Consider the following 12306-nt stretch of genomic DNA (forward strand, 5'->3'; position numbering starts at 1 on the left):
CCGCCCCCGGTGCCATTCCGCAATATCAACGGTGCCGATTCGCAATAATCACCGGTGCTCAGACGAGCAAATACTCACCACACGGCCCTCTGCCAAACCCGAGTCCAGATAGGCGCCCAAAAAGTCGCAATACGCATCCAGGTTATGCGAACTGGGGTCGGTCTTAAATGCACGCTCCAGCTGCTGTAGTTTAAGGTCGGACTCCTTGGAGATCTGCGCCACCGCCGTCGCGGCATAGTGCGCCACCTCTACGTCGTCGTTCAGCTTAGCCGCCTGCAGCTGCGCCAGATACGCATCGGGCTCCTCGGTAAGCATGGAAAGCATTAAGCGGCGCCGGTCTGCCGGGTCGTTAACGATGAGCGCCTCCTCGAGCGGGATCACGCCTGCATCGGCTTCACGGTCGTGCACCAAGATGCTGCGACGCAACTCGTCGTTAATACGCAGCGACTCCAACGCGGCGTCCTTAAGGTCGTCACCGAACACCGCGCTACGCACCGAGAGCAGTGCCACGAGCAACGGGCCCCACAGCGGTACGAGCACCATCACGGCAAGCATGTGCCCTCGAACCGGCAGCAAGCCCAGTTTCATAAGCGTCCACAGCACCAGACACACCAGAGCATGAATTAATAACAGTACGGCAGCAACGACGAGTGAGATCAAGCGGCCTCCCCCTCACCGTTGCCAGCGGGCGCGATGCGCTGCAGCAGGGCCACTACATCCTCGCTGCCGACGGGTTCCACCGTAATGTGCTTGGCGGCCATACGTTTACAAATAACGGGCAGGTCGGCCTCGGTCGCCTGGCGCATGAGCAGGTAAAGTGTGTCTCCATCGACCAGGCCTGCAGCGTCGCTCTCGCGAATCGCCGACCCAATGGCACCGACCAGCTCGCCAACAGGCTCCATGCCCGGCACCACGCGCAGGAGCAAAAAGCTCCCCATCTTATTGTCCGCAAGCGCCTGCTCGGCGGCGAGTTCCTGGCCAAAGGCATCGTGGCTGAGAACGCACGTGCCGGCAACGCAGCGCTTATCCTGCGCCACGGCCTCGTAATCGAAGGCGCGTCCCAGCGCGCTTTCCACCAGGCCGCACAGGATGCGGAACAGGTTTTGGTAGTACAGAGTCATTTGGCTTTCGGCCACGTGACGCACAAAAATCAACACGGCGGGGGCACCATCGCGCTCGATCGCATAGCCAAACATCGGAAGCCCCGACGTCAGCGCGCGGTTCACCCACAAACCGGAGCTCGCACCTTGGAACACGGGCGCAAGGTCATCGAGCGAGAGCGAGCGCGGCACATTGTTGGAAATCGCCGGGCTCGCCGCCACCAGGCGCGCAAATGCCCCGCCCGAAACATGGTAGATCGTCACCGAATCGTTCTCGAGAATCTCGCCCAGCAGCTCGCAGCACTTGCGGTATATATCGCGCGGGTTGAGTACATCGAGCTCCTGCGTCACGGCAAAGATCTTGCCGAAGCTATCGTGGCGCCCCACAATCTGTCGCTTATAGGCACGCTTGTCCTCAATCGCGTCGTGATAGAGCCGCGTTAGGAACGTGTTGCGGTTTCGCACAAGCTCGTTTTCGTCACGCTCCGCCTTAACGGCCTCGCTGTTGCGCAGCTGTACATAGCCGCACACGGCGCCCACCACAAAGTACGCAATAAACGGCAGCCAGTTGGAAGGCTCATAGAACAAGCCCTGAAAGGTATAGCCGTACAGGGCAAAATAGCTCACGGCCAAACCGATAGACGCCAGCAGCGCGGCGACCAGGCCAAAGTCGAGCCCGTAGAGCGTGCCAATCAGGACTACATAGAGCAGTCGATAGTCGAGCACGTTGAGCTGGGCCGATTGGGAGAACAGACGCTCCAGCACCTCGAACAGCACCCACGCGAAGCCCGTCTCCAGGCATTTAATGGGCAGCGTGCGCAGCTGGATGCGATCGATGGCCGCACGTAAGGGATTGGCCTTTTTGGTGCGGGTGTTAGCCCAGCGGGCGTGGATGGTCGAAAGGTCGCGCAGCAGGTCGTAACGCTGAAACCAGCCATAGCGTTTGCGAGCGACATCGCCTGCGGGCAACGCATAGCCGGTCGACTCTCCATAGGCAACGGACAACCCGGGGAACAGACCCTGGAGCGCGCCGCCCAAGTCGCCCGTCGTGCGATGGAAAGCATCTGCGACGTCGAGCGACTCAAAAGTCGCATCCCAACTGTCAAAGACGCGATGGACCAGTACCGCCAGCTCCTCAGCGCACAACAGGGGAAACGGCGCGTCCGCGGCACCTTGGAGCGCGACCGACCCGGTCGAACAGGCTTCGAACAGCGACACCAAGAAGGGGTCGTTGAGCGCCGCGGAGGCGGTATACAGATAGGGCGTGCACAGGATCTTGACCTGGATGTCGTCTTGCGAGGCATAGTAGCGACAGAGGTCGTTGGCCGCGCGGGCGATAATGCCTTTGCCCGTTTGGGCGGCAGCATCTGTGGCATCAAGCGAATCGGCATTGCTTGACGCGCCGCCAGCACCCTCCGCACCTGCAGGACCCGCCACAAACAGCAGCTGCACACGGCGGCCCATGCAGGCACGAAACACCGAGCGCAGCAGCTCAATGTCGCCAAAAGTCTCGGTATGCGGAGTGAGATACGTGGAGAGGTAGACCACGCGGTCGAACTCATAAGCCTGGTCCAGGTGGCGCAGCAGCTCTTTCCACGAGCCGTGGGACGATGACTCGCGCTGCGCATCGTCGGCAGCTACAACCTGAACATGATCGCCGGGAAACGCCTTGGTACAAAAGTCGTCGTCAACATACGCGGTATTGCCAACAACCAGCACCTCCATGACGCGTCCCTTCCCTTAAATTCCACTTTTGCCATAGTCAAACATGCGTATTGTACGCTGTCAACGCAAGCCGAGGCGCCTTTAAGGCTGTCTTAAGAACTTTTTTAGAGGATGGGGGGTGGCAGGGGGACTAAGAGGTCACTATGCCGAGCTACTCTTTTGGCCAGTCAGTCAATTAATCGATTCCGCTCGCCTTAAATAATGATCAGACAGTGCCGCGGCGCACCAACGCCGGCCATAAGACCTTCCACGAACTCGAGGGAAATATCATCACGGCCGATGATTCGAGGAGGCTCCGCGCCGGTGGTCGGACGAAATGGATTGTAGAACTTGGCTTTGTCCATAACCAGCAACCTTAGGCAAACTTCGTTTATATAGCTTTATAAATAATTATAAAGCTATATAAAACTTTATAGACAATTAATCAATTCGCTCCGTACGCCTCAAATATCGATCAAACTGAGGAACGGTAAAATCGACCTCTCCCCTTGCGGCGGAGTAAATCATACCCTTGCTAATTAATTGAGCTCGCAGGGGCCCAATAGACGAAACGTCTCTCCCCATATAATAAGCCACATTCGCAAGCGTACAAGGAAGCTCGCCGCAGCGCACCATGGCAATCAAAAACTCCTTTTGCCTTGGCGTACATCGATCATATCGAACACTGAAGAAACCTTCGTCAAGACGTGCGTCCGTAATAGAGGTGCAACTGAGCACGGTATCTAGAGAAATGTACTTACTATCGGATGAAGTCCAAATGGTCGAACAAAGCCCCTGAATGAAATACGGGTAGCCCTCTGTATAGTCAATGATGGAATCGACCGCCTCGTCAGAATAGCGCACATCAAGCTTTTGTGCAGGCTTGACAATAGCCTCAACCGCCTTGTCACGAGGAAGCGGGTCGACTTTTACAAAGCTAAACTGCCTCTCGGAATAAGTTTTAGCTTCACCCAGCATCTTTAGAAGCTTGGGCAGACCGGCGCAGCCAAACATAACGGGAAGGCCAAGCTGCGTCACGCGATGAAGCGCGCAGGTCAGGGCTTCAAGTTCTTCTTTGCTGGCATACTGTAGCTCGTCAATTCCAATAAAAATCGAAGATCCAGCAGCTTGAGCATATTTTCCTAGAACGACGAGCACATCGGTAAAATCGCCAGATAGATTACGAGACGAGGCAAGAGACGCCCCAAGAACCTCTTCATTAAAGCCCAAAGACAATGAGCCATCGCCTGCATCAACAGATAACGTTAAAGATGTAAATAAGTTCTTAATCTGCTCCAATTTACCCTTAACGAGTTCAATTCTATTAAGCGAAGCCGATAGGGAGCAGCAAGCCGAAGCCAAAGGAGCGATCAGGCCCTTCTTCTCTTCGACCTCAATATGGCGAACAAGAATACCTTCGCCCTCAGCTATTGATTCAATCGAGTTAAGCAGCACCGTCTTGCCAACGCCCCTAAGGCCATACAAGACGAGCGAACGGCTCTGATAGTTTGCAGCGAGCGCCTTGAGCTGAAGAGAGGCCGATTCGAGGATATCGTCGCGCCCGGCAAGGTATTTGGGCATCGCGCCGGTGCCGGGCGTATACGGATTGCGATAATCAATCATTGCAATCTCCTAAAGAATAACGACCGACCGATAATTTGCTATTCACCATACCAAGACAACGACACGGCGATGCGGATTACAAAAGGCATAACCGAACGCAACAGCCCGCGAAACCCAAAAATCTATCAAAGTGACCAGACCAGAGAAAAGAGCCTAATTCATTTCACGTTGAACCACAACCAACTCGACAGACGGGCAGGTAAATCGCGTCAAACGCTGAGCTCTAATAGACTATCCAAGATGGTAGCGTACATTTCTTCGCAATGAAGCTATTTATTCAGCGAGCGCTCTGCCAAAATCCAGGCAATTGCCTTAAATGAGCCTTCACAAACAAGTAAAACTACTGCCCACTTAAATAACTCAATACAAAACCTGCAATTTTAATTGAATCCGCAGCACCGAGATGGTAATACGCATAAGCTGCAGCACAGGCGACAACGATGATGCAGACATCCCCCCCCTCGACGGCATCGCTGGCGCGGTTGGGCGGCGCGCTGTCAGGCGCAAGACATTCACCACCGCAGCAGCAAAAGAACACTAAGCAAACTTTGAGAAGAGTTTGCGTGCCTTATACAACTTGGCACCCAAATACTTTTCTTTCATATCCACCTGATTTTCAAACAGCTTGAGGACCTTTGCACAAATGGCCTTCTTTACCGCTCTGTTGCCCTCAGCACCCCTTCGCTTGATAGCTCGATCGATAGATTTTTCAATTGCTTCCATAGTTTTGGAACGATTGCCGCACAAGTTAGTGCCCGACGCGTTAAGCCCGAGCATAACCTCAAGGTCTCGCCGTACGCTTCCATCAACAGCATCAATACGCCCGTCGCGATGATAGAAAATGCTATCAAGCGTATAAGGCTTGGTCGGATCAACCGTAAGAGGCTCGTTGCCACGTCGCTTGTCACACGTTGCCCCGCCACGTCCGTCACAAACGGCAACTAGGTTGTGATAATCCAGACTTAACTCGCCATCCGGAGCAGAATCCTCAGGATTTTGCGGAATCAAATGCTCAATCGTAGCCAGACGATCGCCAACGCCGATCCTACACGTGCAATAAGCGCAGAGATGGCCCTGCTCTGCAAGCAAGGCCTCCAGAACTTCTCGCTTGCTCTCTCCGCGCAACGCTGTGTAATTAAACGTCGTATCAGGGGTGTTGCGCATGGCCCTCTTGGCCTTGGTAAGCGCCGCAGGCTCTTTTCCCTTAACGATCGGAATCACGATAGCAGCTCCTCAAGCTCAAGGGTCGTCTTAGCGGCAACAACATCGGGATCATCCACGCCCACAAACTCCTCAAGCTTTTGGAGCGCAAGCCTGGCGTCGTCAAAGTGCTCTTCATCAACGGCGCAATTAAATAAATCGAACAATCGAGCCGCCTCTTCAGGTCGAGAGAATGCGCCCAGAACGGTGTTGAGAATATCCCCGGCATCGCGTCCACGCGTTTCCATAGCAGGCACCGCTGCAGCGTCCTCTCCAAGAATGCGGATGTTACCGCGAGGTACCGATGCAACCACGACAGGTGAATGCGTTGTAACTATAAATTGAACGTTGGGAAATATGCGAACCAGGTCCTCGAGAATCCACGCCTGCCAGCGGGGATGCAAATGAAGGTCGACCTCATCGATCATAACAACGCCGGGCGTCTCGAGCACACTAGAGCCCAAAGCCGGATTAAGCGTTGCCATGCGGTACGCGATGTCCGCGAAAAGGCTCAGCGTCCCACGATAGCCATCGCTCATAGAGTGCATTCTATCGCGGTGATAAACACCTTCTGCGGTGGTGTATGTAAACACAAGTTGGTTAAGCTCGACGTCGTAGTCGACCATGGCGCCCTTGGTTGTCGCGGCGGCATCAAAGCAGGACGCGAGTGCCTTCTTAACCGCAGTGAATAAGGCACTCTCTCGCCTATTCTGCCACTCCCAAATCGACTGAGACTTAAACCACGCATTCATACGGGCTTCATTTGCAGAAGCTCGCAGAGCGCCCTCGTAACCGCGCGTTCTATTGGGCGTTGCCTTATCTTTTGACGCCGTTTGCTTCCACAGTCGATCAGTTCCGTAGCGGGCAAGAACAGGCAGAACGACTTCATTACCTTTACCGACAAGCTCTTGCAGGCGTTTGCCAGCATCAATCATACGTCCGGCATCGGCTTGCGTGGTGCGCCCCTTAGCACTCTTCAACGAGCGCAGCCAGCCCACCTCTTCCCCCAGGACAATGCCCGATGCCTCAACTGACACCGGGTACTGGGACTGAATGTCGAACATGTCGCCCTGTTTGATAACCGCTCCGCGAGAATCATCTGAGACTATGCCCAGAGCTTCGGTGTTCTGAATTTTCTGGAACAACGTCCCCAGCGCAATGCAAGTTGCATCGATAAGCGTGCTTTTACCCGTGCCGTTGTCGCCGACCAAAACGGTAAGTTGACGATCGAATTCAATTGAATATGATTCGAACTTACGGAAGTTGATTATCTTCAGTTTCTTAATTTGCAACGCAGCGTTAGCGAAGCTCACGATAGCCTCCCGTGATTTATGCTAGTAGCCAATCGAGTTGAAATTCGTGCCGAAATTCTCAGTTAGCAGCATTATAGCCAACCACTTCAGACTTTAATTATGCAGAGAATAATGGGCGAGAGATGAGGCCTTTCGCACCAGCGTTGGCGTAAGGACGTCAACGGTTAAACACAAGAGGCCCCTGTCCTAGAATATGGAATTACTTCATAACAAAGGCCCTGGGAAAGGACGAGAGCCGCTATGGAAAAATAGCAGACGCGATGCCGGAAATGACCGCCATCCCGAGGTCAACAGTCGGATGGTCGAAATCCAGCCGCTTCACAGGAAAGAGGCATAGGCTCGGCATGTCGATGGTGAACACGGGGTCGTACAGCCCGCACAGATCGTAGGAACCGCAGAAGCGCAGAAAGCTTACCTTCTCAATACACAACGCAAAAGGCTGCAAGTCATCCCCATGTCTTGCAGCCCGTGTTTAAACAATAGCACGGTTGAGTGCTTTTAAAGCAAAGACCCGGTTTAATAGCCGGGTCTTCAAAAACTCTCTGGTGCTCCATGGCGGATTCGAACCGTCGACCTTGGGATTAGAAGTCCCCTGCTCTATCCAACTGAGCTAATGGAGCATAGAGTCGCGCGACCAAGCGGGTACAAGTTCGCACGGCCAATAAATTATAACCTACTTGAACTGGTCATGGTATGCCTTGCAGACCTCGTTCACGGGTCCATCCATGCGCAGGTCGCCCTTCTCGATCCATACAGCACGCTGGCAAATACGCTCAACCTGCTCCATGGAGTGAGAAACGAACAAGACCGTGACGTCGCCACTCTCGATAAAGTGCTGAATGCGGCGCTCGCACTTCTGCTGGAAAAAGACATCGCCAACAGAAAGTGTCTCATCGACGATTAGGATATCAGGCTCGGTAATCGTGGCGATAGCAAAGGCAATGCGCGCAACCATACCCGAAGAGAAATTCTTCAAGGGCATGTCAACAAAGTCTTTAAGCTCAGCAAACTCAATGATCTCGTCAAAGCTCGCGTCGATAAACTCCTTGGTATAGCCAAGTAGCGCACCGTTCAGATAGATATTCTCACGCGCGGTAAGCTCCGGGTCAAAGCCGGCACCGAGCTCAATCAGTGGCGCGATATTGCCGTGGACCTTAACCTCGCCTTCGCTGGGCTCCAAAACACCAGCGATGATCTTGAGCATCGTAGACTTGCCGGAACCGTTAGTACCAACAAGGCCAACGACCTCGCCGCGATGCACATCAAACGAAATGTGCTTAAGTGCACGGAATTCCTCAAAGAATAGCTCGTGCTTAGCAAGTTTAATAAAGTATTCCTTGAGGTTCGTAAGCGACTCAGACGCCATGTTAAAAATCATGGTGACGTCTTTAACCTCAACAGCAAGGGGCTGCTTGCTGTAATCAATAGCAGATTCAGTCATGAGCAGCAATCCTTAAATGTAGAGAATGAACTTATGCTCGGTCTTATGAAACACGGTATAGCCAATAGCGAGGGCAACAGCAGCCCAGGCAACACACAGGCCAAAGGTAAGCGCGGAAGGCACAGTATTAAACAAGAAGATATCACGCATAAACTGAAGGTAGTTAAACATGGGATTCACGACCACCAGAACCTGAATCCAGTGAGCCATCTTGCCAATGAAGTCAGTCGTCCAGAAAATCGGTGTCAAATACATCCAAGCAGTAATGACAACACTCCACAAATGCATGACATCACGGAAGAAAACCGCAAGCGCAGACAGCATTAGACCCAAACCCATGCAAAAGCACATAAGCAGAAATAAGCAAACCGGCAGCAGAATTAAATGCCAGGTGGGAACCACATGGAACCAGAGCATGACCAAGGCGACAGCAACCAAAGAGAAGGCGAAGTTAACGAGCGAGAAAAGCACCTTCTGCACTGGAAAGACCCAACGGTGCACCTTGACCTTCTTCAACAGCGAGGAAGCCAAAATGATGGACATCAACGCCTGATTTGTCGATTCGGACATAACAGAAAACGTCACATTACCGACAATCAAATAAAGTGGATACATCTCAGGCGTAACGGAGCCATTGCGACCTTGGGCAAAGATTGTCGAAAACACAATTGACATGACAATCATCATCAACAAAGGATTGAGCACGGACCAAGCTACGCCCAAAACGCTGCGACGATACTTAATCTTAAAATCCTTGGTAACCAGCTGCCTAAGAATAAATTTGTCCTTCTCATAATCATTTTTAGCGTGAGAGGCCGGTTTAGCCACCGCTTTCTGACTCTCAAGATTGTCAGCCACGGACCATCTCCTTGTCTCGTAAAACATAACAGTGGAAAGTATAGCCCTCCCGCGTAGGCGATAACTCACCGCAACAAATCTGGAGAACTAACCCATATCTAATCATGAAGGCACGCGATAGGTATACTTTCGACCAGATGAGTCATTAAAGGAGGTCCTACATGGACTATTCGAATACCGCCGTCATAATCCCCTGTTACAACGAAGCGCTGACGATTGGCAAAGTTGTCGACGATTTCCATCGAGAGCTACCTGGTGCAATTGTTTACGTTTACGACAACAACTCGTCCGATGACACTTCGCAAGTCGCCAAGCAGCACGGGGCTACGGTGCGCCACGAGCCCAGGCAGGGCAAAGGCAACGTGTGCCGCCAGATGTTCCGAGATGTCGATGCCGAATGCTACTTGATGGTCGACGGCGACGATACATACCCTGCCGAAGCCGCCAAGTCACTCTGCGAGCCCATCCTTAACGGCGAAGCCGATATGACCGTTGGCGATCGACTGTCAAACGGCACCTATGCCGAAGAGAATAAACGAGCCTTTCACGGGTTTGGCAACAACCTTGTTCGCGCCATGATCAAGTGGATTTACGGCTACAGCTTTGACGACGTGATGACCGGCTACCGAGCCATGAGCAAGCCTTTCGTCAAGACCTTCCCCGTCTTGAGCGAGGGCTTCCAGATCGAAACCGAGCTCTCCATCCATGCCGTCGACCACCGCTGGCGCATTCAAGACGTGCCGGTGGAGTATCGAGATCGACCTGAGGGCTCAGAATCTAAACTCAACACGGTCAGCGACGGCATCAAGGTCATCGCAATGATTGGAACCCTCTTTAAAGATTATCGTCCGCTCAAGTTCTTTAGTCTTATCGCGATTATCTTTGCCATCATTGGGCTCGTTCTCGGTATACCAATCGTCGCAGAGTACTTCCAAACCGGATTAGTCCCTCGCTTCCCCACCGCAATGCTCGCCGTCTCGTTCATGTTCCTATGCGGGCTAAGCCTGGCAACGGGGCTTATCCTCGACTCAGTTGCGAAGGTTGAGCGAAAGCAATGGGAGCTACAAGCCTATAAAACCTATTCAAAATAAGAAGGGGTCCGGAGTTAATCCGGACCTCTTCTTATTTAAGACCTAAATACTGTTCCCAGAACTGTCGCGAAGTCATATACGGCATGGCATCTTTCCATGCCCCCCTGACGCTCTGGCCTTCCTTACGATAACGTGCCATCAGTTCGTGCTCTCGACGGCGAATGCTCTTGAACCGTGCTCGATCCATCGTGCGTACCGTTCCCTTCTCACGAGTCGGATCAAGAAAGACAAGGGTCTTGCAGCGAGTCGCACTGCCTTCAAGCGTACAGCTGCCGTTCTTAACGATATAGCCAGGCTTGCCACACAGCACCATATCGGGAAGATAGTGCTTGTCGTAAGGAACAAATCTCCAGAGCCTCATAAACTTGGACGGGTGAGATTTGAAATTAACATTAACGAGCACTTGCTCCGTAACCCCGGCCCTACGAAGAAGCTCTGGATCCATTTCGGAAACAGGAATCAGCTTTTCATTTAACTTGCTTTTGCCAATCATCGTCGCGGCGCCATCAAGCTTCTGAAGATACTCAGGGCCACGCAGATAGTCCTCAAAGCCATCAAGAATAAACTCGGCAGCCTGGTAATCCATATCGCGCAAGTTCTGACGCACCCCTCGCTGAATGCGAAGGACAAACATCTTCTCATCAGCGCAATCATCAAGAGCGATCATGGCAAAGAAGTTGCGGAAGTACTGGTAGCAATCAACCGAAGCACGAAAGCGGCCCTCAAAGCTTGCGTGCCACACGCAAATGCAATTCATGGTCATGTAAACAGGCTTGTTGCGCATGCCAAACTCAACGTCGTCACAGCGAATGAAGAAGGGCATGGGAAGGCCGTTCTTTTCGATAGCCTTCACCGGAATGCAGCTATACCACCAGGCTCCATAAGCCTGATCGACCTCAACGCTCGTGCGTTCGTTTTCGAGGATGTCGGACAACTCATCAACGTTCAAATCTTCCTTCACACGGCGATAAACACCGGAAGCGTCCACATATGAAACATCCTCATACTGGCGAGCAGGATTCTCCATTGAGAGCATGGCCCCATTAATAAAGGCATTCTTATACTTGCCCTTCGCAAGAGAGAGAAGATTGAACGTACGAATCAAACTCTCGGGCATGATGGAAACGTCATCGTCCATCAAAATGATATGGGAAAACTGACCCGGAGTTTCGGTAACCGCCATCATTCCACGTGCAAATCCTCCCGAACCGCCCGTATTGGGATTCGGGAGAACAGTGACTAGCTCATCGGAAAGTGATGCAGAATCGAGCGTCTGGCCATTGTCGACAACAAACATGTGGAAATGGTCACAAATCGGGCCTTCCTCTTTAGAAATGCCCGCTTTAACGAGCTCGATATTAGGGAGAATGTACTGTTCATTCTTAAATGTGGTAGTAGAAAGAGCAAGATTGATCGGGTTAATGGAGTCCTCGGGAACATCAGTCAGATAAGAGGCGTTAAAGAGATCTACGGAATAGCCCTCATCACTCTCAATCCTAAAACCGATCAAGTCGTAGCCAGTTATATCGATATCAATATCGAGAACGCAAGGATCAACTTGATCGCTGTCAAAAGGATTCGATTTAAGCTCGACAGGATTCAGCTCGCCAGACCTTACTCCATGAACGACAACCCGGCCTCTGCCAAATAAGGCCATTTGCAAGACAACACCGTCAACAGACGCATATTGATTCCATTTGCCAGCAGATAAGCCATTTACATACGTCAGAAAATCAATGCTTCCATTGATATGAAGTGAATGAATATCGTCATCATACGAAGCATCACCAGAGAGCACACGATAGTAAAGTTCTGGATGCATGGTCGCATGTTTATCGACCCGGAGGATTATATTTGCAAGTTTAAAAATCATACGTAATTCCTGTATCTAAAATGACTCCAATGAACGGCTTGCGAACCCTGAATCTTCGAGGACGCGATCGGGTCTAAATCAGCCTAGCGCGCCTAGCAGCATT

The 12306-nt window shown here is 52.2% G+C and carries 11 protein-coding genes and 1 tRNA gene; 1 reads left to right on the top strand and 11 read right to left on the bottom strand.

Annotated elements, in window-relative coordinates:
- Nucleotides 1-48: 48 nt before the first annotated feature.
- The 10 genes from ACEXKH_RS06430 to ACEXKH_RS06475 all read right to left on the bottom strand — a co-directional run bounded on the left by ACEXKH_RS06430 (nucleotide 49) and on the right by ACEXKH_RS06475 (nucleotide 9239).
- Nucleotides 49-660, bottom strand: coding sequence for a hypothetical protein (locus ACEXKH_RS06430; RefSeq protein ID WP_373573509.1), 612 nt, complete (start codon nucleotides 658-660; stop codon nucleotides 49-51).
- A complete protein-coding gene (locus ACEXKH_RS06435; RefSeq protein WP_373573510.1) occupies nucleotides 657-2825 on the bottom strand; it encodes a hypothetical protein in 2169 nt (722 codons plus the stop codon). The genes ACEXKH_RS06430 and ACEXKH_RS06435 overlap by 4 nt, the downstream gene beginning before the upstream one ends.
- A 194-nt stretch (nucleotides 2826-3019) precedes the next feature.
- Nucleotides 3020-3169: a hypothetical protein gene (locus ACEXKH_RS06440; RefSeq protein WP_373573511.1), complete on the bottom strand. Its 150-nt coding sequence runs from the start codon at nucleotides 3167-3169 to the stop codon at nucleotides 3020-3022.
- A 76-nt stretch (nucleotides 3170-3245) separates the two neighbouring features.
- Nucleotides 3246-4427: an ATP-binding protein gene (locus tag ACEXKH_RS06445; RefSeq protein WP_373573512.1), complete on the bottom strand. Its 1182-nt coding sequence runs from the start codon at nucleotides 4425-4427 to the stop codon at nucleotides 3246-3248.
- A 537-nt stretch (nucleotides 4428-4964) separates the two neighbouring features.
- Complete coding sequence (locus tag ACEXKH_RS06450; protein ID WP_373573513.1) at nucleotides 4965-5648, bottom strand: hypothetical protein; 684 nt, start codon at nucleotides 5646-5648, stop codon at nucleotides 4965-4967.
- Nucleotides 5645-6940 (bottom strand): AAA family ATPase, encoded by a 1296-nt coding sequence (locus tag ACEXKH_RS06455; protein WP_373573514.1) that lies wholly within the window; start codon nucleotides 6938-6940, stop codon nucleotides 5645-5647. Before ACEXKH_RS06455 ends, ACEXKH_RS06450 begins: the two co-directional genes overlap by 4 nt.
- Before the next feature lie 238 nt (nucleotides 6941-7178).
- A complete protein-coding gene (locus ACEXKH_RS06460; protein WP_373573515.1) occupies nucleotides 7179-7385 on the bottom strand; it encodes a hypothetical protein in 207 nt (68 codons plus the stop codon).
- Between the two features lie 98 nt (nucleotides 7386-7483).
- Nucleotides 7484-7560, bottom strand: a tRNA-Arg gene (locus tag ACEXKH_RS06465).
- Between the two features lie 53 nt (nucleotides 7561-7613).
- Nucleotides 7614-8381: an ABC transporter ATP-binding protein gene (locus tag ACEXKH_RS06470; RefSeq protein WP_373573516.1), complete on the bottom strand. Its 768-nt coding sequence runs from the start codon at nucleotides 8379-8381 to the stop codon at nucleotides 7614-7616.
- Between the two features lie 12 nt (nucleotides 8382-8393).
- Complete coding sequence (locus ACEXKH_RS06475; RefSeq protein WP_373573517.1) at nucleotides 8394-9239, bottom strand: ABC transporter permease; 846 nt, start codon at nucleotides 9237-9239, stop codon at nucleotides 8394-8396.
- A gap of 161 nt (nucleotides 9240-9400) precedes the next feature.
- Here ACEXKH_RS06475 and ACEXKH_RS06480 point away from each other — a divergent pair, with 161 nt between their 5' ends.
- Entirely contained in the window at nucleotides 9401-10330 is a 930-nt protein-coding gene (locus tag ACEXKH_RS06480) for a glycosyltransferase family 2 protein (protein WP_373573518.1), read from the top strand.
- Nucleotides 10331-10361: 31 nt separating this feature from the next.
- Here ACEXKH_RS06480 and ACEXKH_RS06485 read toward each other — a convergent pair whose 3' ends face one another.
- Nucleotides 10362-12203 (bottom strand): glycosyltransferase, encoded by a 1842-nt coding sequence (locus ACEXKH_RS06485; protein WP_373573519.1) that lies wholly within the window; start codon nucleotides 12201-12203, stop codon nucleotides 10362-10364.
- Between the last annotated feature and the right edge of the window lie 103 nt (nucleotides 12204-12306).

Source organism: Collinsella aerofaciens ATCC 25986 (assembly GCF_964259375.1).
GTDB lineage: Bacteria > Actinomycetota > Coriobacteriia > Coriobacteriales > Coriobacteriaceae > Collinsella > Collinsella aerofaciens_BO.

What these genes read in the sequence shown, in the direction of transcription:
- ACEXKH_RS06435 (WP_373573510.1), bottom strand. Translation starts at nt 2,825, where the DNA reads ATGGAGGTGCTGGTTGTTGGCAATACCGCGTATGTTGACGACGACTTT.
- ACEXKH_RS06440 (WP_373573511.1), bottom strand. Translation starts at nt 3,169, where the DNA reads ATGGACAAAGCCAAGTTCTACAATCCATTTCGTCCGACCACCGGCGCG.
- ACEXKH_RS06445 (WP_373573512.1), bottom strand. Translation starts at nt 4,427, where the DNA reads ATGATTGATTATCGCAATCCGTATACGCCCGGCACCGGCGCGATGCCC.
- ACEXKH_RS06470 (WP_373573516.1), bottom strand. Translation starts at nt 8,381, where the DNA reads ATGACTGAATCTGCTATTGATTACAGCAAGCAGCCCCTTGCTGTTGAG.
- ACEXKH_RS06480 (WP_373573518.1), top strand. Translation starts at nt 9,401, where the DNA reads ATGGACTATTCGAATACCGCCGTCATAATCCCCTGTTACAACGAAGCG.
- ACEXKH_RS06485 (WP_373573519.1), bottom strand. Translation starts at nt 12,203, where the DNA reads ATGATTTTTAAACTTGCAAATATAATCCTCCGGGTCGATAAACATGCG.